Here is a 21,492-nt window from a genome sequence, read left to right as displayed (position 1 = left end):
AGCCGACAGCCTACCGAGACAGCCAATTGAGATGGCTTCTAAAGAGATTGTAGGAAGCGGTGGAGCTGTCTGTTGTCAGCCCGCGCTCGTCCATGCATCTGGGCGGGGCGCCAGCACCGCGGAGACCACCGCGTGGGACGAGGCCATGACATCGACCACGAATCGCAGGCGCCCGATGTCGAGTCGGCGCAGTGCCGGACCGTGGTCGGCGGCGACGACGAGAGAGACCGCGAGCAGAAGAAGTCGCCACAGGGCCATCACCGGGCGGCGCATTGCGCGGGGCAACTGCGCCAGGGACGCGTGTAGCCGCTCGCAGTGGAACGGGACATGGCGCTGCTCGTCGGACAGGATCCGTCCCGCCACATCCGCAGTGAGCGAGTCGTCGGTGCCATCGCGCAGGGCCCGGTAATAACGCAGCGCCACCACTTCCGCGATCATCAGCACCAGCAGTTCCATGCGCAGGCCCATGAGACGCCGCAGCCGTACGAAGACCACGTCGCTCCAGTGCCCGCTCAACGTCGCTATGCCCCCCGCAGTCAGCAGCCGAGCAAGTAGACGGGCGTGATTCTGTTCCTCGGCGATGAAGAGCCGGACCGCCTGCGCGTAGTCGGCGTCGCCGGCCTGGTCCGCTTTGCCGACGAGGTTGGCGCCGTCACCGTCCTCGCCGACCTGGAAGCGTTGAATGCTGGCCCACACCGCAGGATGCAGCACCGCGCTTTGCCCCCAGTCCGGATCACCTTGGGCGCGCCTGCGCTCGCGCTCGTCCTCGAACCGCCTTGTCCACTTGGCGAAGCCGCCCGTATGCACCCGGTCTCCCCTCTCCGGGACACAGCCACCGCGCCCCGGAGAGGGACGACGCAGGCGGACACCAAACCGTTCCACTGCTGCCAGGCGCCCACAGTTCACACATTCACATGCACGCGCCGTGCGAGAGACCCGCCGGTCCCCTCGTGAAACAGCCACTTCCCCAGTGCAGGTTGACATCAGCAGCTGACATCAACGTCGTCGGACGATCATGGATCTGGGTAGTCAGAGGTGGATCAGCAACCGCCCCGGAGCACGACTACGAGTGGATTTGGGGGCGCCCGGAAGCTACCTAGGCACCTCTCAGGCTGCTCGTTATCGTGGAGCGTCACACACTCACTCGGGGGGACGTCTGTGATCGAACTCGGCGTGCTATTTGGTCTGTTGGTGGCAGCGGTACTGGTCCTGCTCTTCGTGCTCCTGCGTCGAAGGAACGGCAACACGGAGAACGTCGACGGTCGCCTGATCGAGCAAGCACGGCGTCTGCAGGCGCACAACGACAGGGTCTCCTACAACGCTGCCTCAGTGCACAGCTCTTCGCCCACCATGACCGACCACTACCGTCCCTAACCCGATGGGGGACTACAGGAGCTTGAGCGAGAACTCGGAGAACGCAGGCTGGCCGGTTGCACCCCTGGTCGTTGGACTGTTGGGGGGAACTTGTAAGGCCGTGGTCAGCCGCTTCACCCGCGAGTTGGGCCGTCTCCGGGCCGTACGAGGGTGACCAACGACAACCGCTGACGGCCAACAACGACCAAGACGGCGCGGCAGATTGCCGCGCCCTCGTGGTGTGTCTGCCCAGCTGGACCCAGGTGTCCGGCCACATCCGGGAGCGCCACTGGTCTATGGGGATCGCCGTGCCCGTGTACAGGGGCCAGAAGTGGGCCCAAAGCCGGTCTGCCAGTAGTTCTCATCCGACCCGAGATCGTCCGCAAGTTCTTCGGCTCGGTCCAACAAGCCCGTTGCGGTGGGACGGTCCTGGTGGCGTGCTGCCGCCACAGCAGCGCGCAGATGGATCATCCCCAGCAGGCTCAGCGCCGCCGGGTCGTTCTCAGCGACCCGAGACGACAGCCATGCAGCGGCTGTGTTGCCCAGCTCCAACGCGTCGTCATACCGACCGTTGGCCAGCAGGGCGTGTGTGCCGGACCGTGCGGCAGACGTCAACACCAGCGGATCGTCCGACTCGTCCGCGGCCCGCATCGCGCGCTCGGCAGCAAGCCATGAGATGTCTGATTCACCGATCTTCGCGAGCGTCGTTGCTGCGAGGTGGTGCGTTCGAGCCGATACCGCCCAGCAGTCGCTGCGGTCCTCGCCACGGCGTGCCGCTCGCTCCTCAAGTTCTTGTGCTGTCTGGAGAAGCGCGGGAAGAGCGGCGATGACGCTGCCGAGTCGCCCACCCTGGTAGTCGTTCCATGCTTGCTCCACACGCACGGCCACGGGAGCGGGCGTCGGGAGCTGTACCTCGGCTTCGCGGCCGAAGAGCAAGCGCGACAGGCGCCGCGGGCTCATGAGCGCGTCGCGCACGGCCGGAACGTCGTCCTGCTGCCTCTCGTCCTCTACGAGCACGGTCTGCCCGAGCAAGTCTCCGAGGGGCACGCGCAAGATGCGCGACAGCTCGGCGAGCATGTCGATCCGGGGCGGCTTCCGGCGCCCAGTTTCGATCTTGGCCAACCAGTCAGTGCTGTAGCCGACCAGTCCAGCCAGAACCTCTTGCCTGTAGCCGCGACGCTTGCGGTAGAACGCGATCCGCTCGCCGATGCTGAGGTGATCTCCGAGACCACGCATTGCGTGCTGCCTCCTGCTGATTGGTGGCCGGTTTCACGGTACAGAGCCAGTGGTGAGACGGGTAGTTCGCCTTGCTCACCATCGGAACCAGTACGAGCGTGACGGGCCCAAAGCAAAGGGGCCCGGACAGAATGTCCGGGTCCGTACATGTCGAGTGGGCAGCTCCTCATCAAGAGACGCCGAGGGCAAGGGAAACCCGGCTTCCTACCGCAGTAGCAGAGCTAGCGCACGGCGGTCACCCAAACCTTCACGCTGCAGGAAACCTATGGCAGTCACACCCGAGATACGAAAGGATATCCTCCGGCTTCACAGATTCTTGGATCTTCACCTGGAGGCAGGCAGCCGTGAGCAATCGGTATGACGCTGGCGCGATCATCAACGCTAACCCTCGCCCAAGGCTGCTTGTTTCAGGTTTCCCAGAAAACGAAAATCTCGTAAACGAGATTCTTAAAACGTGCCCCACCTCCAAGAGAGTCGATAGCTTCAGAGATGTTCGACAAGCCGAATGGGACGTTCTGGTAACCACAGATAGCTTGGTTAGGAGTGTGCAGTACCTCGACACCTGGGTGCTTGAACCCCACCTCTGCGTGATCTATGTCGCACTCCCTAACAGCCATTACGGCACCATCGAGAGGCGGAACGAATGGAAAGGGGAAGTGGGGAACAAAGGACCTAAGATTTCACAGGAAATTCGCCGCGTTCGCGGACTTCCAGAACGTGTTGCCACCCTAGTACATGAAAAACTAGAGCCCGTTCTCACGAAGCGCAAAAATCATAGCCTGTTTGGCAACTCCTACACGGCAGCGGATTCAACCGTGCCAGATATTGAGCCCTTCATCACTACTCCAGATGGCGACATCCTCGCGGGACGCTACAAGCGTAGTGAATCATCTGAAGCGTGGCTTCTGCCTCACGATGTGCTAGGCCTAGTGGATTGGGTGAAGGCCGCACTGGCGGAATGGAACTCCCTAGCCCCGGATCGTTTTCCAGGACTTCCCGACTGGTCTCGGCAACCTCAGTGGATGACCGGAGAGGAAAGAAGGATCAGTGCCGGAATCGCTGAGATTGAGGAGCAGAGGATAAGGGTTCTAGAGGAGCTTGCGGCTCGCGAGAATAAGCTCAAAGAACAACTTTCCTCGGCCACCGAGAGGGCAGACAAATGCGAACGCAGCCTACTCACAGCGCAGTCGGATGTCCTTAAGTCAGCTGTAATTGCGGCCCTTGAGGCTATGGGTTTTGAGGTCACCGACGCGGATAAGGACGCCGCATCGGACGACCATTTGGAAGACCTTCACATCAAGGATCCCGACCGTCCTGGATGGATTGCCTTGGGAGAGGTGAAGGGGTACAGTCGTGGGGCGAAAACCGAGGGCATTACTCAGTTCCTGCGCTTCAATATGCGCTACACGGCGAGAACCAAACAAAACCCCGACGCCAACTGGTACATCGTGAACCAATTCCTAAATCGCGACCCGTCAACCCGCCAGATGGCGCTGCACGGGAAAGAAGAAGACGTGGCGGCGTTCGGGGAAGCAAACGGATTGGTAGTCGACACAGTGGCCCTGTTTCACCTATTCGCGCGCGTACAAGACGGGGCAGTACCCCCTCAGGAAGCCAGGAAACTTTTGGTGCAGTCCACCGGTAGGTTCACCCTCCCAGACCTCTGACGGAGTTGGCCAATACATCCGACTGGATGTCATCCTTCGCGCCTGACTCAGATCTGCAACATCTGTCTACGAGGGGGCCAAACAAGGGGGCCACCCGCAACAGGCACACGAAGACCGTCCCATGGCACCGACTATGTACCTGTCGGGGCTTCCGAGCCGGGCCGTCCGTGGGCCGTCAAAGGGCGGCCCACAGCGACCAACAACGCCCCTTGAGGACTACGCAGTTGCAAGTGCGGCTCCCCTGCGGGTGTTCTTCGAGGGTGGCCGTTCGCTGCACAAGTTCCTGCACAACAAGCTTTTGGCCTGGCGCTCCGCAAGTAGACTCGGGCCGATGGCGTCGTAAAACCCGCTCCGCCGACCTAATTTTCTGCCCGCCTTGCAGTGGTTTTATTCGGCAATGTAAAGTGGATATGCAAGTACATCATTCACCCGGAGTACCCCACTATCTGTTGGAATGCACTGCTCGTCTGACATGTAGGCAATTCTGTATACGGTTTCGATTCTTCGGGGGCGCCCTGGCATTCCGCCGACAGACTTCAATTTCTCAATCGGATGACGTTCATCGTTTTCGTCGCCCCACCCATTTGGCATCTCGAACTGGTCCCGCGTCGCTTGCATGACGCGATGAAGTTCACCCTCGGTTCGGTAATCCTCCCCTCCGGCCATAAAATTGGCGACCATTCGAAGGGCTGAGATACCGGACATGAACCAGCGCATCGGCCACTTCAGTTCACCCATTTCCTGCACCAGGAAAACGAAGGATCCTACGACGTCATACTCCCATTCGGCGGGATTCTTGGGCGGCGTCGGATCGCTTACCCAAACCGTAACGGCTTGTGGAACCTGAAGCCCTTCGAAATGCTGCTCCAGCGGAACGATGACGGGTGTAGCGATCATCTGTTCACGTACGTACCACCCGGCATGCTCTCCGTGCCAAAAGTCTCTAGCTCGATCTGGACGAAACGCATGGAGCTGCCCCGTTTCTCTTAGCGATTCAACCACGGCTTCAATCACGTCATGGTCGTGAGGGGTGAAAGTCTTCGCGCTAGAAGATCTGAGATGCCTTAGATTCAGAAACTTCAGAGATGCCGAGACTTCATTCTCTGACGAGCCGGGACCTTGCTGCATTTCAGCGAATTGCCGGTAAAGCCCCTCGATGAGCCTTTCGTTTACAACGATATACTCTTTCAACGGGCCCATGTAGCCACCTCCGTGATAGATGGTTTGCATCACCACCCTGCCATGAGCTCTCCCTACGCGCGCCAGTTTCCTTGAAACCGTTTATGCCCTGCGGCCCTCAGTCCGCGCACGCACGAGTTAGTACTAACCGTCTGGGTCTGGCTGTCAAGACACCGGGACGCATGACTCACATGGGCTCCGGTCGAACAGCCCTGGCAAACGGCGCGTGCCACAGCAGTGCCGCATCAGGCGGTCAGCCACGGTCAACGAAGGTTCGCCGCAGTCGAAACACATCGCGGAGCCGGAACTCTCCGAACCCGGGGTGACCTGCACATCATCGCTTCCTCGCACAGCCGCCCTTCTAGAGAAGCGCTCACGCCAACGAATCGGTAGCCAACAGGGGTTAACACACGTCTCGTTAACCCCTGCCCACCTGCACCGATGTGAGGCATGCTGCTGTTACGGCTCAACACCCCATGCGGAGCGGCACAGGTGATGAACGGACTCAAGGCAGCAAGAAGCGCGCGCGAATGGTCGCAAGAGCGACTGGTTCGCGAGATCGAACGTCACGCGCGTCAGCACATGGTCAGCGTCGCGTCGACAGCGAGTCTGCGCGTATACGTCTCGGAGTGGGAGAACGACCGACGCGCCATCTCGACCCGGTACGCAAACATTCTCCGTGTCCTCTTGGGTGTCACGGACGACGAGCTGACCGGTAAGCCGGAGGTGCCATCCACCGACTCTGCGGTCGACGGCTACGACGAGCTCATGGGCCGTATCGACGCGGCCCGCAACGTCAGCCAGACCTTGGTGAAGACGTTCATGGATCAGACCGAGCTACTGCGGACCATCGACCGGCAACTGGGCGCTGCGAGCCTTGTCGACCAGATGACCGCACACCTGTCGACCCTGGAAGATGCCCTCACGTTCGCCGTGCTCCCCGAGACGCGACGCCCGGTCGCCCTGGCACTGGCCGGAGCGGCGACCTTGGCGGCATGGCAGGCGCTCGATGTTGGCGCAGTCGAACGGGCTTGGCGACACTACGAGTTGGGCAAACGAGCCGCCCAGGAAGCCGAAGAGCCGATGTATCTGGCTCACGCCACCGCAGAGCAGGCATACGTACTCTGCGATGCGGGCCGGGCCCCGATGGCTGTCGAGTTGGTACGAGATGCGCAGCGACTCGGCGGCAAGGCCATGTCCCCGCGGCTCACGGCTTGGCTGTATGCGGCCGAAGCCGAAATCTGCGCCCGAGCCGGACTTCAGGAGGAGTGCCGGCGCGCGCTCGACAACGCGATTCAATACCTGCCATCGGGTGAGGAAGCCCGCGACCCCGACATGCTGAGCATCTTCCTCAACGGCGGGCACTTGACTAGGTGGCGCGGCAACGCACTCGCCCTGATCGGAGACGAGGAAGCCGTAGGCAGCCTCTACACCGCCTTGGAAGCGACCGATCCGACGTTCGTCCGGGCATCAGCCGGACTGCGCTGCGATCTTGCGCAGGCACACTTGGCCCGCGGCGAGTACGACCAGGCGCACGAGCATTTGCGCCAAGCCCGCTTGATGGCAAGTCGTACGGGGTCCGTGCGCCACCGACGCCGAATCGAACAGCTCACCCAGCGGCTGTAGGCGAAGCGCCGGCACCCCGGGAAGCAAGCACATGCAGCAGGGCAACGAGGGTTCCTGAACCCATGAGTTCACCGCGAGCCATCAGGCCAGGTACGTCGGTGAGGGGAACCCAGGCGATGTGCCCGGCTTCCTCCAGGTCGGTCGGCTCCCCGATGAGCTCCGCGCCCTGACCCACGAAGATCTCATGCGGCGAGTCGACCATGCCGACCATCGGCTGATAGGTGACCACATGCTCAAGCCCGTCGGGCCGCCAGCCGGTCTCCTCCTCAACCTCGCGCATAGCCGCCTGCAAGGAATCTTCTCCCTCGTCGACAATCCCTCCGGGGAGCTCCCAGCCGAAGGACTGGGGGACGAAGCGGTACCGCCACATCATCAGAACGCGGTCCTGATCGTCGAGGACAGCGGCGATGGCCACGTGATGCAGGCGCACGACGTGATGCTCGAAGCGCTCAACGCCGGGCGGCTCGACGTCGACGAGGCCGAGCTTCACCCAACGGTTGTCGTACAGAGTCCGCTCACCATGGATCTGCCACGGCTCGACGTCTGTCGGGGTCTCCGTAGTTACGGACCGGTCGGGTACGCGGTAGGAACTGCGACCGTGCACCTCAACTACGCCTTCAGCGACTAGCTTCGCCAGGACCTGACGAAGAGCCGTGCGGCCGATCTCCAGTTCCTCGGACAGGGTCCGCTCTGACGGGAGCTTGGCGCCAGGGTGGTACTTGCCTGTCGTGATCCACTCGCGAATCGTGCGGTAGACCCGCTCAGACTTCGGTCCCATCCCGTGAGCACGCTCCTTGTCTTTGTGACGTCGTGACGCCGCAGCAAGCGTAGCCCTGCACCTACTCACGTGAGTAGGTTGCCCGCCGCCGATGAGCAAAGACGCTCAAAGTGTGCGGTAGAACTTTCCCTACTTCATCAAGCCCCGGCTGCGCTCCGCTCCGCCGGGCGCGCTCCCGGCTCCGCTGCGGGCACCGCTCCTGCCTTCGGCTCGCTCCGCCCGCACTGCGCCGACGCGCGCCCACGAATGGGAAGAGGCCGGGCTATAGGTGGCGAGCACCGCACGATCGAGGCCGCGGTCAGAGCCTGTGCCTCCGGCGGGGGATCGGCCGACACCGGGATGGAGGGGGCGCCGTTGCCGGGCGCGGGCACGTTGTGGCGTGCGCGGAGAGCTCCCATCCCGTCCACCGCCGACCCAGGCAGAGCCGAGCAGACGCGGCCCAGGGCGTCCAGGTCGTTCGTACAGTAGCGCGCTCCACCTGGACGCCCTGAACCACGCCCGCTCCACGGTGTGTGGGTCGACGGCGGACGGGATGAGAGCTGGGGTGAGTGGTGGGTTAGTACTCCAGCCGTAGATCGTGATCACGGATGGGAAGGTCTCCCGTCCCGTAGCCTGCGGTGAGGCCGCCACGTCGGCTCCATCCCGATGGCAGGACAGGAAGGGTGTGTCGTGATCCGTCCGGAGGTTGCTGACTTCACCGCCCTGGGCAAACTCCCGTCCGAGGACGGCGAGCCCGACGAGGCTCTTGAGGAGGCCGTCGAACGTGCGGGAGCTCTTCTGGATCTCATTGAGCGCCCCGTCACCGACGAGGAGGCCCATGCCTTGGCGGACTGCTTCGGCGACGACGAATGCTTCGGCGTGGCCTGGGTCCTCCTGCATCTCATCGAGACGGCTCCTCACGCGCGTGAGGACCGGCCTGAAGCCGCTAGACGATGGCGCGATGGTCTGACGAGCCAGTACTCCAGGCGTAGATCTTGATCTTCACAGCCGAGCGGCGGCTTGCCTGCGGTAATGGCACAGGCGTGCGCGGGTTTGGTGCTGGCGTCGCCAGTGTGACCAGCGCAGGCGGTGTGCGAGGTCGTGGACGGGGCTGATCAGTGCGGCGAACAGATGCTGGATCTCATTGCCGGTCAAGGAGATCAAGCCGTTCGGGGTGGGCCGGTCGCGGCGTTCGGCAGCCGCGGTGACGGTGAGGAAGGCGTGAGCGAGCATCGCGAGGGTGACCCAGCGGTGCCAGGAGGTCCAGCGACGGACCTGGTGCTCGTCCAGGCCGGTCAGGCCCTTGCTGGCTTGGAACGTCTCTTCGACCGTCCATCGCCGTCCGGCGACCCGCGCCAGCTCGGACATCGGCACCGGCTGGGGTGAGAAGCAGCGGTAGAAGGCGAGTTCGCCGGTGCGGCGGTTGCGGCGAACCAGCAGGCACCACTGGCCGAACCGGCCGGCGGGACCATGAACCTCGATCTGCGCCCAGTCGTAGTACCGCTCGCCCTTCGCGCCCGCTCCAGCCGACAGCCGCTGCCAGGCCCGCTTCGGGATCCGCGCGGCCAGGGTCCTGGCCTGGAACTTCCCGGCGTGCGTGATGACGGGGTGGGTGCTGGAGACGGCCAGGACGTAGCCGGTCCGGCGGTGTTCCAGGGCCGTCCGCAGGTGCGGGTTGTCGCCGTAGACCTCGTCTCCCGCGACCCAGCGGGCCGGTGTTCCCGCGTCCAGGGCCCGCTCGACCATGCGGGCCGCGAGCTGGGGCTTGGTGGCGAAGGCCAAACCTTCGGGGATACCCGCGCTCCGGCAGCGGTCCGGGTCCTCCGTCCATGAGCGCGGCACGTACAGGGCCCGGTCGATGGCAGCGTGTCCGCGGGCGGCGGAGTACACGAGATATACGGCGACTTGGGCGTTTTCGATGCGGCCGGCGGTGCCGGTGTACTGGCGTTGGACGCCGACGGTCGCCGTGCCCTTCTTCAGATCGCCCGTCTCATCGACCACGAGCACCGCCTCCGTGTCATGCAGGTGCTCGACCACGTAGGCGCGTATGTCGTCCCGGATCGCGTCGGCGTCCCATTTCGCACGGTGGAGCAGATGCTGCATGCCGTCCGGAGTGGCGTCGCCGACGTGCTCCGCCAGGGTCCAGCAGTTCTTGCGCGGCAGGTCCGACAACAGCCCGGAGACCAACCGCAGCACCCGGCGGCGGGGTTCAACTCGGGCGAACCGGCCCGCGATCCGGCTCATCAGGCCCTCGAATGCTTCCTGCCAGTGAGCAGGCACTACGCTGGCGTCCGAAGTCGCCGCGTGATCATTGGTTGTCCACACAACACCTAATGATCAACGGCGGCCTCATCTGCCTGGCCGCCACCGGAACCAGTAGTCCAGACCCTCGACCCGGTAGCGGGCCCCGGCATCAAAGCGCACCTCGCCCACCAGTCGCCTCGCATCGTCCGGCGCCTGACGGTACTGCGCCAACAGCAGGGCCAGTTCGTCGTAGCGGGCGTCGATCCCGCCCTGACCCGGGTGGGTCTCCGGCCCCACCCTCCCTGCCTCATGGCGCTCGTTCCACCTGGCGAAGATCGCCCACTGCTCGCGCTCCAGCTCCACCACCGCGAAGCTCGCGGGCCAGACGCTGTACTCGTCGGCCTCGTCAGCGTCATTCCAGTCGTTTCCCTGGAAGTAGTGGGGCTTGCCGTCGACATCGGCGAGGCCAGCGCGTGGCTCGCTGGACCACTCCAACTCGACGTACACGCGCTCGAAGCCGTCCGCGATCAGCTGCACTTCATCCCAGGTCTCAGCCACACGCGCAGGCTACCGACGAGCGGCCTCTGCATCCATGATCACGATCTACGGCTGGAGTATTAACGCAGTGAATCAGTCCGCGATCCTGAAGCTACCGAGTGCGCACCATCACGGTCTTCGTGAATCGGCGGTCCGCCCGGTACTGAAGCGGACCGCCGTCGGCGCTTAGAACTGGCTCACCCAAAGGCACCCCAGACGCTACGCTCACTGACAAACACACCGTGATGACGATCAGCGCTCGCGCTGCCTAGGGGGATAAAGTGCACACGCTCACGGGAAAGCGAGTGGCCAAGTTTGCACGAGACTTTGGCTTCGAGGGGGGCGAGGCGAAGCAGTTCGAGCTGTACGTCGCAGCCAACTACCTCTTCCCTTATGTACGGGACGATATCGAGCAGATTGAGCGCGCTGTTCTCGGCGGTGGGACCGACGAGGGCATCGACATCGCTGCCGTCGTAGTCAACGGACAGATCGTCTCGGAACCCTCAGAAATCGACGACCTTATCTCAGATCAGGCGTCCAATTCAGCGCGGGTACTCTTCATCCAGGCTAAGACAAGCGAGTCCTACGACTCTAAGCTCATCGCGAAGTTCCTCCACGGCGTCGAGGCCGTGACAAAGTACGCGATTAAGGCGAAGAGCGTCAAGCTTCCTCCGGCCCTGGTTGACCTGGCTGCTTTGATCGATCGGATCGCAGAGAACGGTGACAAGTTTCAAGACACGCGAATCCCGTGCGAACTCTTCTACGTCACCACCAGCAGCAATGACGGGAAGAGCGCACAGCAAGAACTTCAGGTCACAGAGGCGATCGATCGTATTCGAGCCCAGGGCATTTATTCAGAACCTTTGCACCTCAACACTCATGGCCACGATGCACTAGCTGCAAAGCTGAAAGAGCGTCACGGACCACAGAACATTCAGTTCAACTTTGAAAAGCGGCAGACCATCCCTGCGACTGAGCGGGTGAGTGAGGCTTACATCGGGCTCTTGTCCGGCACGGAGGTGATGAAGTTGCTGACGGATGCAACCGGCTCCGTACGACCAGGGATCTTCGACGACAATGTGCGTCTCGATCTCGGTAGCCACAACCCAGTGAATATCCGGATCACGAGAACCCTTCAGAGCGACGACCGCGAGCACTTTCCCTTCCTCAACAACGGACTCACGATCATTGCGACATCTCTCCGAGGGTCGGGTGACAGATTCTTCATCTCCGGGTATCAGATCGTAAATGGCGGGCAGACGAGTCACCAGCTCGTTAGGTGGGCGGCAAGCGACGAGGTTAAGGCCAAGCCGGCCCTCCTCTCTGACCTTTGGATCCCGGTGAAGATCGTCAGCTCAGGCGACGCTGGGGTGCGAACGAACGTGGCGATCGCTACTAACCTGCAAACTCCCATCGGCTCAACTGACATTCAGGCGAGTTCCCAGATGGCGAAAGACGTGGAAGAGTTTTTCAACCAGTCGGGCGTAAACGGCCTACGTTATCTGCGGCAGAACCAGCATGCGTCTCTTGATTTCCCGCGGACTCGCGTTGTCACGACTCCCGAACTCAACCGAGCGGTCGCTGCAACACTGTTCGGTGATTCTTTCCGAGCGATCGGTGCTCCGAAGGAGCTAGAGGTTGAGGGTTCGTTCGTTTGGGGTGAATACTCCGTTGAGGCTTACTACTACGCGGCCTGGATTTTGTATCGGGTAGACAGATTCTTCGCCCGAACACCCGACTCGACCACTCTCAAAGCCGCGAAGTATCACATCGCGATGATGGTGTCCGCTCTGATCACGCCGGAACTTGTGCCTATCTTCGAAACCTCTGAGACAGAGGCAGCAAAACAGCGGCTGAGGGGCGCTAAGAAGCTGAGGTTCAAGATTTCGGAATCGGAGAGGATTGAAGGAGCGATCACTACTGCAGTCGAGCTTGCCACCGAGCAGTTTCAGTCTGTCTTGAACGAGGGCAGGAGTTTGCGCAAGGACGATGTGCGCAGCCGTCGTAACCAGGAGGCTCTGCTACAAAAGGCCAAGGAGTCGAGCGCCGACGTTTGATGCTCGGATTTCGATACATCAGCCGAAAGTAGTCAGACGAAGAAGGCCGGGGATCGACCCTAATTGAAAATCCCCGGCCTTCTGGTCTCTGTTCTAGAGATCTTCAACGGCTGAGGTTACGGCGGTTGGAGGTCGAGTCCGGTTTTGGCGAGGAGGCTGTTGATGAGGCCGGGGCGGTATTGCATCCGTTTTAGCCGGGTCCTCACCAGGGCCGTGAGTTCGTCGAGGCTGACGCTGAGAGACGAGCGCTGAGTCCCGCTGACATCCATGGCTGACATCAACAGCAACAGACGCTGACACCCGCCCTGGCACGACCGACGCGGCCAGTCAGATCCGCAACTGAGCCGAGCAATGATCGAACTCCTAATGCGGTGCTCACGAACGAGCGCCCTCCCGGGCCGTCCTCGGGCCGTGGAAGGGCGCTCAATGGTGACCAACGCCGACAGCTCAGCAGCAGGTCAGGACGTTGATCGATAAGGCGGCCGCAGGACACGGCCGCCGATGATCAGTTGTGGCTGTGTTGAAAGGCGAGCGTGCTCGGCTGCGTCCTGGCCGGATCGCCCCCTTGTGGGCTCTTCGTATGCGTGTCACACAGTTCAGAGGCGGGGACCTGGGGGAGGGGGCACTGCATGTCGGTGTTGGGTGGCTATCCGGTAGGGCCGTCGGCCTGGGCCGTCGAGCGGTTTGGGCGGCGTGCCGGCGCGCTGGCCGCCGCTGTTCCGGTGCGGCTGGCAGAGGCGCATGAGAAGGCCCATGCCGCGCACCTCGCCGCGGGACTGAAGAAGCGGAGTCCGTACGGTGTCGCCCTCGCGGGCCTGGTGCGCGAGAACCTGGCGGAGACCGCACGCGAGCTGGGCGAAGCCGTTCGAGATGTGCGCGGGTATGAGTACGCGGTGATCAACGATCACGCACTCTTCCCCTTCCGGTACGCGGACAGGCCGAGGCCCCTGGACCGGGCCCGGCTGCCCGCCAACGCGTCGCCGACCCGGCACCGGCTGTTACGGGCCCATGGGCCGCAGCCTCCAGAAGCCTTGTTCGATGTCGACGAGGACTTGGTGACCGAGGAGTACCTGGGGCTGCACGAAGCGTTCGAGGAGCTGGGAGCTTCCACCAGGCTGGTCTGTGTCTTCTTCACGGCCGACGTCGAAAACGGCATCCATGCCATCCACTGGGGGGACGCCCACCTCGAACCCGACCGCACCTTCACCTGGCCTTACAGGGAACAGCTCCCGGTCGCTCGCGTGCGGCTGGACTGACGGGCGGTGGCGACGCTGCCTGAACACGGTCGGTCGGGGACTGTCTGAGTCCTGGGCCGTCCCTGGGCCGTCTCTGGGCCGTCCGAGGTCGACCAACGCTGACGGACGGCACCCGCGGGTGACCACCCCCACCCCGTTCCGGCCCGGGCCGGTCGTGTTGATCTGCGAGACTGGAAGGGTTATGCCGAAGCCCGGAGAACTGAGTTGACGTGCGGCAGTTCCCGCGCACCGGGGCGCACCAGGTGAGTGTCTAACTGCGTGACAACGTCCACGAACAACGGCGGACGAACGCGGACGCCTGCGGACCATCAGCACAGGTGAAGGACACTCCAGCCCAAGGTGGCACGCTCGCCCAAGTTGCTTCGGGACGAAGAAGACACTGCCCAACGCCTCGTCACCACGGTTCTGCCGTCGCAGCTTGCTCTGGCGGACGTCAATCGAGCAGCGTGGCTGAGGCCGGTGGGGGTGCAGCGAGGCATACGCGTGCGTGCTTGGTCGACGCACCCGCCGTCGTGGCTGGCTGTCGTCGGCCGAGGTTCGTGCCACTGCCGTGCCAGATGCAGCGGTCAGCCACGGTCAATGAGGGCGTCTCACAGTTGAGTTGCTCGTCATCTCACCATTCATGAAGCCCCAGGTCGTCCGGGTGGCTTGGGCAGCGGGCAGCTCGGTCGGCGATTCCGGCTCACGGACTGCACCCCTGAACCCACCCGGCTCCCCTTCGCAGCCTGAAGGGGGAGCCGGGTGGCACCGGCGAGAGACTTACGGGTAGAGGTAGAGATCTTCGACGGCTTGGCGCCGTAGTGGATGGTCCACGGCATCACCGCAAAGAGGCTGAGACTGTCGTTGAAGCGCGGTCTACCGAAGACCATCAGCCTTGAGGCATCTCAACTGCGGCCAGGTGTTATGGGACAAGCCTTAGCTTCTATGATCGGATCGAGTTCGATCGTCATGCAGAGTAGTAGTGGGGGGCCATGGCACAGTCAACGTCTGCGGCTGAAAGGGCGGTTGAGCAACTCCTCCAGCACGATAGAAACATCCTCGAACTTCGGCATGAGATTCGCCGGGCTCGTATGAGACGCTTTGTTCTAGTATCGACCTATTCGTCTGCCCCGATATTGTTATTCCTCTTGTTCGTCGGGAACACCGTTACATGGGGACGCATCGACCTTGCCCGCGTTAATACCGCATGCATACCGATCCTCATTACTCTGCTCATATTGTGCCCATTCGTTAGGTATTTCAGTTGCGGAGGGGTATTCGACGGAGTCGTCGTCGATGAGTGGAAACCTGGGCACGCAGTCAAGAAAAAAATCGACCTTGAGCTCGCGATAGAACGTAAGCGCCTGTCGGCTGCCTCAATTGACTTGCCGACAGAAACGCGCCGCCACATCTACCGAGAGACCATTCCAGGGTCAATTGATCGATACCGAACCGACGGTTTGCGATATAGACGCATCCACAACCTCTTCCAGAGCGTCATCATTATCGGCTCGCTTGCCACTTCGACGGCAGCAAGCCTTGCGGAAACCCCTGCCCCTTACAAGTGGATCACGGTTAGCACAAGCTTCTCCGTAGGGCTTGCGGCGGGATTCACGGGCTACTTCAAGTTTCGCGAACGTAGTTTCTACCTCCAGCAGACGGCCGACTCCATTGAGGAGGAGTACGACGCTGTCAACCTGAAAGTGGGGCGTTACAGAGGCAGTGTCGACGACGCAACCGCCCTACTTGAGTTTACTGAACGTGTGGAAACCCTTAAGAACGACCAACGCAAGCGGCAGCAGCAGCTTGACCAACCGACTGAGACGCCCGAGGGCTGAGGCAGTTGCCCCGAGGTCTACGTGCCGGTAGCTCTACAAGGCGCCTGCGAGGAAGGCTCGGTGGCGTTGGCGCGCGATGCGGTGGAGGGCGGTGCGGAGTTGCCGCCGGTTGCTTCCGCGGGTTTTGAGGGCGTGACAGTTGGGGCAGAGCGCGATCATGATTTCGGGGATGTCGTCGCCGCCGTTGCCGAGTTCGTTGACGTGGTCGACCTCAAGGATGGGTGCACCGGCGTCTGTGCGTTCGGTGGGGCGCCCTAGACAGTCGGGGTTCTCGCACGTACCACCGCTGCGGATGACGACTGCTTCACGCGCGGCCGGCGAGCGGAAGTAGCGGTCGACTTCGGTCCGGCGTGACCTCTGCGTGCGGCGCGAGGCCGTCCGGCCGGCGGCAGCAGCAAGTTGCCGGTATCAATCAAGGTCGCTGAGGGTCTCGGCTTCGTCCGTGTCCCCGAGGGGGGTGTTGGCCGTGTGGTCGTGCACGAGGCCATCGTCTTCGGCGAGCGCGTCGAGGACGTGCTGAGGCCAGGTGTGACGTAGGGGCGAGGCGACGGGTGCGAGGACCCAAGCGAACTCCCGTCGCACCTTCCCGTCCTCGCCGCGGCCCCAGCGGCGGTGACATTCGACGATGACGGCCCAGGATTCGAAGGTCCACTGTCCCTGGTGGGGCTTGTGCCAGTAGCGCAGGGCGCGCTGCTCTGCCTGGTAGCGCTGCATGGACTTGTTGCCGCCGCGCATCTGCTGGTCGCCGGAGAGTCCATCGCTGGCCGAACGGTCAGCTGGTGGACACCAGGCCGAGAACTCTATTACCAGTGGCACCGCACCCACACTTTTAAGGCCCGCCTGGAACCGTGACGAGTACCGCCTCGAACCGGTGCGCCTTCCCTGATTGAATCGTTGGAGCAGATCGGCCGTGTCAGATCGCACGGTCAGTACCGATAATCGACAAGAATCGCGTATCACCAAACCAGCTTCGAGCCAGGTCGAATTCGGATTGGTGGAAGTCTCGGTCGAACTCACTTAAGAGTACGTCGCAGAGCGTAAATTCGTCATACAATCTACACGCCTCCTTGGCTGAGTAGATACCATTCTGGGGAGGATCAAGCGCGATGCTCACAGCACTCGTCAGGCCCAGGTCGGCAGCCGTGGCAGTAGTGTGCACGTAGTAGCCAGCTTCGTCGTTAATGTTCGCATACATCAACCAAGGGTTGGCAACCAGGCGAATGGGTGGCATCGGGAAATCCTGTGAGCGTATGTACCACTGCGGTGCCAAGTAGGAATCAGGGTTCGCTAGAAATTTTGACACCATTCTTTCGCGCGCTTCCACGTACTTGCGCAACAGGCGAACAGCCACCTTGACGGTTGCGCCTTGTCCCACGCTCTCTGAGCCGGCCTTCTTGGAGAGTGCATTTATGATAACTCTGTCCAAGTAATCCCTATTTGCTCTCACGCTATGCACAATTCCAGCAAGGGTGGAAGGGTGACTGAATCGCTTGTCCCAAACGTCAAAAACGTCCACCAGTCGACTCGTGTCAGGCCAACCATGGCGCGCCACGTCTAGGCAAGCTTGTGAAAATCGGTAAACAGAATTTGCACGGTCAATTGGCTCACGATAGTCACCCAGTAAAGCCCAGGCTGTCAGTGTGGATGCCCGATCCCATCTCAGCTCGGTGTCACCGTATTCGAAGCATGACATCATCAACTCAAGACCACGGTCGTAAGTCGTGGACTGCTGCTTCCTCATAGCTCGCAGAAAGGACTCTGCTGCTCCTGCCCCCATGGCGGTGGCAATCTCTTGGACTTGGGTCAGCAGAGCTGAGGTTTCTGCGATATGGGCAGGCTGAAGCTCAGCAGATACACCCGGCGGCGGAGTGAAGCGCAATAGCCGCTCAAGACGATTGTATGCGCCTATCGTTCTCGCTCCAAAGAGCGCCATTGACTGCGCTGCAGATGCATCGGATTCGCGAAATTGCTGGAGTCGCAAATGGTCTGCAGGTTCGAAAACTTGATCATCCGGTATAAATGGCAGATACGGTAACTTCAGATCCGTTCCAGAAACCTGCCACAACATTTCCCGGATGGGAGCAACATAGTTTTTCCTTTGGTCATCCGTCATGCGGCACCAAAGTTTTAGCGGAACCGGCATGCTGTTCGCGGAGCGCCAGTTCTCACTTTGTCCCAGGAATGTCATGAACTGGGAGAGGTGTAACAGTGCATCGACACGCCACACAAAAACTTCAGAACCCCACGGCGAGAGCAGGAAGTCGTGAAAGTGGCGATATTCGTGCGCGAGAACGCTTATGTGAGATAGGGCGTTGGCGCTGGGATTGGAATGATCATCCAGCCGCCTGATTAAATCGGACTCAGATTCGCCAGCCATAAGACCCTTCAGGTAACTGGCAGACCGGTCCGTTGCTATTCTTAAGGTGACACCCGGGAAACGGCCGTCGAAACTTCCGAAATGTTGCTGGAGATCTGCTCCTTCACCCGGAGGTGCGACCATCAGATTGACCCAATTAGTTTCTTCAGCTTTTGACGTACCTGATCCTCTGATAGGTCGGTAGAGGATGTAAGCGTCACCCGCCCCAGGGGGCTTTCGATGATTAAGTTCCTGTTTTTCTTTCTTTTTAGTGCAGCCACCAGTCGCGGCACTAGGGCTCCACCAAAGAAGACACCTGTGAACGTCCCGACAAGTTCGGCATATTGCGCCAAGTCGAGCCGAAATTCGCTCGGATTCTCGACGGTCTTGATGTGGCTTATCTGTACAGATTCGGGGTTCTCAGTACTTGCACTAGTAAGCTCGGTCTTCACGTCATCGATGGCGTCGATAGTTGCCATGACACGAAGACGGATGCTCCAGTCCTGGGTCATACTCCCCCTCGGTTGGGTGCGCCGATGGAAAGGCGCCGCCACTTCATATATAGACGACGAGAACCCATCATGTGAAGACAACGCGCATCGGCGCTTCCGAGGTTGTCGGCGCCGCCCGGGGCAACGATGATCAATTACGCAGCCGTGCTCGACTCTCAATGCCGTACGAGGGCCAGGAGAACCCTGGGTTGCGAGTCAGAGCAGCCCGTCCGGATCGACTGAGGCGCCATGTCGGCGGGCACGGCGGGCGCCCTGCTCGGCCTGCCAGGCCCGGAACGTGCGGCGGTTCATGCGCCGCCGGAGGGCCGGAGTGTTGTTGGAGGGGGTTGCGACGGGGGCCGGGCCGAGGACGGCCAGGAGGTCGCTGGAGCCCTGGGAGTGCCAGCCGTCCGCACGGAAGGGCAAGTTCCACCCCAGTGCCTGGTGTCAGGCTGGATCGACTTGACCTAACCAGGTCGTACACCACGGGGCGAATGACCCAGAATGCGGGGGTGAGCGAGCGGAGGGCAGCCGTATCGGCCTGGCTGCCAGGGCAGTTGGAAGGTGCAGCCTGATGAGCAAGGTCCCGGAGAACGGTGAAGAGATGGCGTCCGAGGCCTCCGATGGTGTAGCCGGCGAGGCTGCTCAAGCCAAAGCCGGCCCCGTCAGGTCCGGGCCGTCCTGGAAGCAGATTGCCGTAGCGGCCGGCGGCTTTGCTGTCACCGCAGTGGGCGCAGCCGTCGTCACCCTCGTCGCGACACGCAACTCTGCACGTATGGCGAACGCGGCGGCTTACGCCCACGGCCTCCTTGACGGGGCCAAGGCCGCGAGGAGCGGTTACGACTTCGACGAGGATGACGACTACTTCGACGAGGACGACGACTAAGGACTCCTAGCAAAAAGAGTGGTTGCCACCTTGGAATGGAAGGCAGTCAGCTGGTGTTGTGCCTGCATTCGATGGATCGGGGTGAGGTGTGGGGCAGCGGAGGCCGTGGGAGGTCGATGACGGGCTGTGGGAACGGATCACTCCGCTGCTGCCGGTGATCGAACGCAGACAGCGGTACCCGGGGCGCAAACGGCTGGAGGACCGTCGGGTCCTCAACGGGATCCTGTTCGTGCTGTACACGGGGATCCCCTGGGAGTTCCTGCCACAGGAGCTGGGCTACGGTTCGGGGAGCACCTGCTGGCGCAGGTTGCGGGACTGGCATCAGACTGGGGTGTGGCAGGCCCTGCACGAACTGCTGCTCGCCGAGTTACGGGCGGCTGACCTGCTGGACTTCACCCGGGCCGCAGTCGACGGCCCACCTGCGGGCGATGAAGGGCGGTGCGAAGACCCGGCCGTCTCCAGTGGACCGGGGCAGGATGGGCAGCAAGCACCACGTGATCGTGGAAGCGCACGGTATCCCGCTCGCCGCCACGCTGACCGGCGGGAACCGCCACGACGTCACCCAGCTCATGCCCCTGGTACACGCTGTTCCGGCGGTCAAGGGCAAGCGCGGGCGTCCCCACCGGCGCCCCGATGTGCTGTACGCCGACCGCGGCTACGACTACGACACCTACCGCCGCGACCTGCGCGGCCTGGGCATCCGCCCGGTCATCGCCCGCCGCGGGACCGAGCACGGCTCCGGCCTGGGCGTCCACCGCTGGGTCGTCGAAGCCGCCTTCGCACTCCTGCACTGGTTCCGCCGCCTGCGGATCCGCTGGGAGATCCGCGACGACCTCCACGAAGCTTTCCTCACCCTCGGCTGCGCCATCATCTGCTGGCGCCGCTTGGCGGCAGTTCAGCGCCGCCACTCATAGACACCTGGTGGTGACTGCAGGACTTCGCTCGGCCACTCCTTCCGCACCAGTACAAGCAGCCTGCGCTGCTCGTCGATCCAACCCTCCTCAAGACTCATGGGAAGGAACACGGAGACGCACGAGCTGCCCAGATCCTCTACACGGACAGCGGCCGTCTCATGCTCTTCGTTGTACGGCTGGTTCCTGATCTCCGGGCTGTGGTCGTCATCCCTCCAGCAGATGTCCTCGCCGGCAGCGAGCAGGTCCAAGGCACGCGACCAGTTCTCCAGGTCGGAAGGGGACAGGGACATGGCCAGTCGCCCGCTGACAAAGCTGCTCGTGACAAGGACCTCTGCGTCGAACTGGTCGTGAAGATGCAGCACACCCGGCGACCGACGCCCCAGCACGCGCACCCGGAAGCTGTTGTCGCCATCCGAGAGACTGATCAGTTCCACCGTATGCCCTTTGCTTTGCCCTCCCGCATCTGCCAGGGCTCATGGTGCTGGACTGGATCTTCAGTCTCAACCAGGTTGTCCCAGCCTCATTCTGTTAGGAGTTCTTAGGACGAAGGGTGCTGTACAGCAGGGAGCCCCGAACATAGTTCGGGGCTCCCTGCTGTACTGGCCACGGCCCGACCGGGAGTTGCCCTCAACGGTCAGATGGCCGTCCCTCCTTCAAGGATGCTCTGGCGTCGCCAGACGCATTCCGCGGCTGGTCGCTACACGCAACACGTCCCCCAGTGCCGCAGCTAGCTGGGCCGTGAGAAGCGGTAGTTCGTCGAAGTCGCCCGTTCGATGATCGAGTACTTGCAGTGCGTGCTTCAGCAGTTTGGACGCCGTGTCGAGTTGATCCGCCTCGATGCGGTCCGCCAAGCGGGACATGAAACCGTCACCATCGTCGGTGCTCAGGTAGCACGGTTTACCCTCCGGCCCTACCCACGGGAGCAGTCTCAGTTCACTCTCCTCCGTCATCGCTGCGTCTGCCCTCCGGCAATTTCGAGGTTGGATGTCGGCGCGCTGCCAGGTGCCCAACCGCTCGGCGGTTCACCTTCGTCGGGTGTGGAGCAGTCGGACACCGGATGGCATGAACAGCCGCAGGCTTCGTAGATCACGGGCACGTCGATCGGAGCCGAGGCTG

At 62.2% G+C, this 21,492-nt stretch carries 21 protein-coding genes and 1 pseudogene; 9 read left to right on the top strand and 13 right to left on the bottom strand.

The features are described 5' to 3' along the window. Nucleotides 1-75 precede the first annotated feature (75 nt). Nucleotides 76-807 (bottom strand): ferritin-like domain-containing protein, encoded by a 732-nt coding sequence (locus KVT44_RS00930; RefSeq protein WP_217565714.1) that lies wholly within the window; start codon nt 805-807, stop codon nt 76-78. Between the two features lie 384 nt (nt 808-1,191). On the opposite strand from KVT44_RS00930, the gene KVT44_RS00925 reads away from it, so the two are divergent. Further along, nucleotides 1,192-1,374: a hypothetical protein gene (locus tag KVT44_RS00925; RefSeq protein WP_308313883.1), complete on the top strand. Its 183-nt coding sequence runs from the start codon at nt 1,192-1,194 to the stop codon at nt 1,372-1,374. A 1,020-nt stretch (nt 1,375-2,394) separates the two neighbouring features. On the opposite strand, the pseudogene KVT44_RS57740 reads toward KVT44_RS00925, so the two are convergent. Beyond that, a pseudogene (locus KVT44_RS57740) lies at nt 2,395-2,589 on the bottom strand (helix-turn-helix domain-containing protein); the annotation flags it as partial. Between the two features lie 344 nt (nt 2,590-2,933). Between KVT44_RS57740 and KVT44_RS00915 the strand changes: the two are divergent. Continuing rightward, the gene (locus KVT44_RS00915) at nt 2,934-4,256 is read left to right on the top strand and encodes a hypothetical protein (RefSeq protein ID WP_217565713.1); all 1,323 of its coding nucleotides are present in this window, start codon (nt 2,934-2,936) and stop codon (nt 4,254-4,256) included. 387 nt (nt 4,257-4,643) lie between these two features. On the opposite strand, the gene KVT44_RS00910 is transcribed toward KVT44_RS00915, so the two are convergent. Beyond that, complete coding sequence (locus KVT44_RS00910; RefSeq protein ID WP_217565712.1) at nt 4,644-5,492, bottom strand: hypothetical protein; 849 nt, start codon at nt 5,490-5,492, stop codon at nt 4,644-4,646. A 525-nt stretch (nt 5,493-6,017) separates the two neighbouring features. Here KVT44_RS00910 and KVT44_RS00905 point away from each other — a divergent pair. Further along, entirely contained in the window at nt 6,018-7,061 is a 1,044-nt protein-coding gene (locus KVT44_RS00905) for an XRE family transcriptional regulator (RefSeq protein WP_217565945.1), read from the top strand. On the opposite strand, the gene KVT44_RS00900 is transcribed toward KVT44_RS00905, so the two are convergent. Next, nucleotides 7,045-7,839, bottom strand: a complete 795-nt coding sequence (locus KVT44_RS00900; RefSeq protein ID WP_217565711.1) for an NUDIX domain-containing protein — start codon at nt 7,837-7,839, stop codon at nt 7,045-7,047. The two genes, KVT44_RS00905 and KVT44_RS00900, sit on opposite strands and share 17 nt — an antisense overlap. Nucleotides 7,840-8,508: 669 nt before the next feature. Between KVT44_RS00900 and KVT44_RS00895 the strand changes: the two genes are divergently transcribed. Then, nucleotides 8,509-8,817 (top strand): hypothetical protein, encoded by a 309-nt coding sequence (locus KVT44_RS00895; RefSeq protein ID WP_217565710.1) that lies wholly within the window; start codon nt 8,509-8,511, stop codon nt 8,815-8,817. A gap of 3 nt (nt 8,818-8,820) precedes the next feature. On the opposite strand, the gene KVT44_RS00890 is transcribed toward KVT44_RS00895, so the two are convergent. Next, nucleotides 8,821-10,062: an IS701 family transposase gene (locus KVT44_RS00890; protein WP_217565944.1), complete on the bottom strand. Its 1,242-nt coding sequence runs from the start codon at nt 10,060-10,062 to the stop codon at nt 8,821-8,823. A 105-nt stretch (nt 10,063-10,167) separates the two neighbouring features. Then, complete coding sequence (locus KVT44_RS00885; RefSeq protein ID WP_217565709.1) at nt 10,168-10,620, bottom strand: hypothetical protein; 453 nt, start codon at nt 10,618-10,620, stop codon at nt 10,168-10,170. Nucleotides 10,621-10,880: 260 nt separating this feature from the next. On the opposite strand from KVT44_RS00885, the gene KVT44_RS60495 reads away from it, so the two are divergent. From KVT44_RS60495 to KVT44_RS00870, 3 genes are all read left to right on the top strand, one after another. Next, nucleotides 10,881-12,656: an AIPR family protein gene (locus KVT44_RS60495; RefSeq protein ID WP_217565708.1), complete on the top strand. Its 1,776-nt coding sequence runs from the start codon at nt 10,881-10,883 to the stop codon at nt 12,654-12,656. Between the two features lie 629 nt (nt 12,657-13,285). After that, nucleotides 13,286-13,912: a hypothetical protein gene (locus KVT44_RS00875; RefSeq protein WP_217565707.1), complete on the top strand. Its 627-nt coding sequence runs from the start codon at nt 13,286-13,288 to the stop codon at nt 13,910-13,912. A 1,127-nt stretch (nt 13,913-15,039) separates the two neighbouring features. Then, on the top strand, nt 15,040-15,729 hold the full coding sequence (locus KVT44_RS00870; RefSeq protein WP_254648789.1) for a DUF4231 domain-containing protein: 690 nt from the start codon (nt 15,040-15,042) through the stop codon (nt 15,727-15,729). A gap of 33 nt (nt 15,730-15,762) precedes the next feature. On the opposite strand, the gene KVT44_RS60985 is transcribed toward KVT44_RS00870, so the two are convergent. The 5 genes from KVT44_RS60985 to KVT44_RS00845 all read right to left on the bottom strand — a co-directional run bounded on the left by KVT44_RS60985 (nt 15,763) and on the right by KVT44_RS00845 (nt 19,002). Continuing rightward, nucleotides 15,763-15,948 carry an HNH endonuclease gene (locus tag KVT44_RS60985; RefSeq protein WP_368857582.1) on the bottom strand — a complete coding sequence of 62 codons (186 nt, stop codon included), beginning with the start codon at nt 15,946-15,948 and terminating at the stop codon, nt 15,763-15,765. Between the two features lie 189 nt (nt 15,949-16,137). Beyond that, nucleotides 16,138-16,545 carry a hypothetical protein gene (locus tag KVT44_RS00860; protein ID WP_217565706.1) on the bottom strand — a complete coding sequence of 136 codons (408 nt, stop codon included), beginning with the start codon at nt 16,543-16,545 and terminating at the stop codon, nt 16,138-16,140. A 97-nt stretch (nt 16,546-16,642) separates the two neighbouring features. Beyond that, the gene (locus tag KVT44_RS00855) at nt 16,643-18,229 is read right to left on the bottom strand and encodes a hypothetical protein (protein ID WP_217565705.1); all 1,587 of its coding nucleotides are present in this window, start codon (nt 18,227-18,229) and stop codon (nt 16,643-16,645) included. Further along, nucleotides 18,229-18,597, bottom strand: coding sequence for a hypothetical protein (locus KVT44_RS00850; protein ID WP_217565704.1), 369 nt, complete (start codon nt 18,595-18,597; stop codon nt 18,229-18,231). The genes KVT44_RS00855 and KVT44_RS00850 overlap by 1 nt, the downstream gene beginning before the upstream one ends. A gap of 195 nt (nt 18,598-18,792) precedes the next feature. Next, the gene (locus KVT44_RS00845) at nt 18,793-19,002 is read right to left on the bottom strand and encodes a hypothetical protein (RefSeq protein WP_254648787.1); all 210 of its coding nucleotides are present in this window, start codon (nt 19,000-19,002) and stop codon (nt 18,793-18,795) included. A 148-nt stretch (nt 19,003-19,150) separates the two neighbouring features. On the opposite strand from KVT44_RS00845, the gene KVT44_RS00840 reads away from it, so the two are divergent. Then, entirely contained in the window at nt 19,151-19,462 is a 312-nt protein-coding gene (locus tag KVT44_RS00840) for a hypothetical protein (RefSeq protein ID WP_217565703.1), read from the top strand. Between the two features lie 88 nt (nt 19,463-19,550). Further along, nucleotides 19,551-20,376, top strand: a protein-coding gene (locus KVT44_RS00835) for an IS5 family transposase (protein ID WP_308313882.1) whose coding sequence is annotated in 2 segments (ribosomal slippage) — nt 19,551-19,889 and nt 19,891-20,376 — 825 coding nt in all. Because the reading frame shifts where the segments join, the coding sequence is not laid out codon by codon here. Here KVT44_RS00835 and KVT44_RS00830 read toward each other — a convergent pair. Further along, complete coding sequence (locus KVT44_RS00830) at nt 20,358-20,810, bottom strand: DUF5959 family protein (RefSeq protein ID WP_308313881.1); 453 nt, start codon at nt 20,808-20,810, stop codon at nt 20,358-20,360. The genes KVT44_RS00835 and KVT44_RS00830 overlap by 19 nt on opposite strands. 219 nt (nt 20,811-21,029) lie before the next feature. After that, nucleotides 21,030-21,326: a hypothetical protein gene (locus KVT44_RS00825; protein ID WP_217565701.1), complete on the bottom strand. Its 297-nt coding sequence runs from the start codon at nt 21,324-21,326 to the stop codon at nt 21,030-21,032. Nucleotides 21,327-21,492 lie beyond the last annotated feature (166 nt).

Source organism: Streptomyces sp. GbtcB7, from assembly GCF_019091445.1.
GTDB lineage: Bacteria > Actinomycetota > Actinomycetes > Streptomycetales > Streptomycetaceae > Streptomyces > Streptomyces mirabilis.
The sequence above is the reverse complement of the archived record's forward strand: the minus strand, read 5'-3'. Positions and strand labels throughout refer to the sequence as shown.

Bases quoted from the DNA above. Each gene is read 5' to 3' on its own strand.
- KVT44_RS00825 (WP_217565701.1), bottom strand. From the start codon at position 21,326: ATGACGGAGGAGAGTGAACTGAGACTGCTCCCGTGGGTAGGGCCGGAG.
- KVT44_RS00905 (WP_217565945.1), top strand. From the start codon at position 6,018: ATGGTCAGCGTCGCGTCGACAGCGAGTCTGCGCGTATACGTCTCGGAG.
- KVT44_RS00890 (WP_217565944.1), bottom strand. From the start codon at position 10,062: ATGAGCCGGATCGCGGGCCGGTTCGCCCGAGTTGAACCCCGCCGCCGG.
- KVT44_RS00850 (WP_217565704.1), bottom strand. From the start codon at position 18,597: ATGACCCAGGACTGGAGCATCCGTCTTCGTGTCATGGCAACTATCGAC.
- KVT44_RS00900 (WP_217565711.1), bottom strand. From the start codon at position 7,839: ATGGGACCGAAGTCTGAGCGGGTCTACCGCACGATTCGCGAGTGGATC.
- KVT44_RS00840 (WP_217565703.1), top strand. From the start codon at position 19,151: ATGAGCAAGGTCCCGGAGAACGGTGAAGAGATGGCGTCCGAGGCCTCC.
- KVT44_RS00855 (WP_217565705.1), bottom strand. From the start codon at position 18,229: ATGGTCGCACCTCCGGGTGAAGGAGCAGATCTCCAGCAACATTTCGGA.
- KVT44_RS00875 (WP_217565707.1), top strand. From the start codon at position 13,286: ATGTCGGTGTTGGGTGGCTATCCGGTAGGGCCGTCGGCCTGGGCCGTC.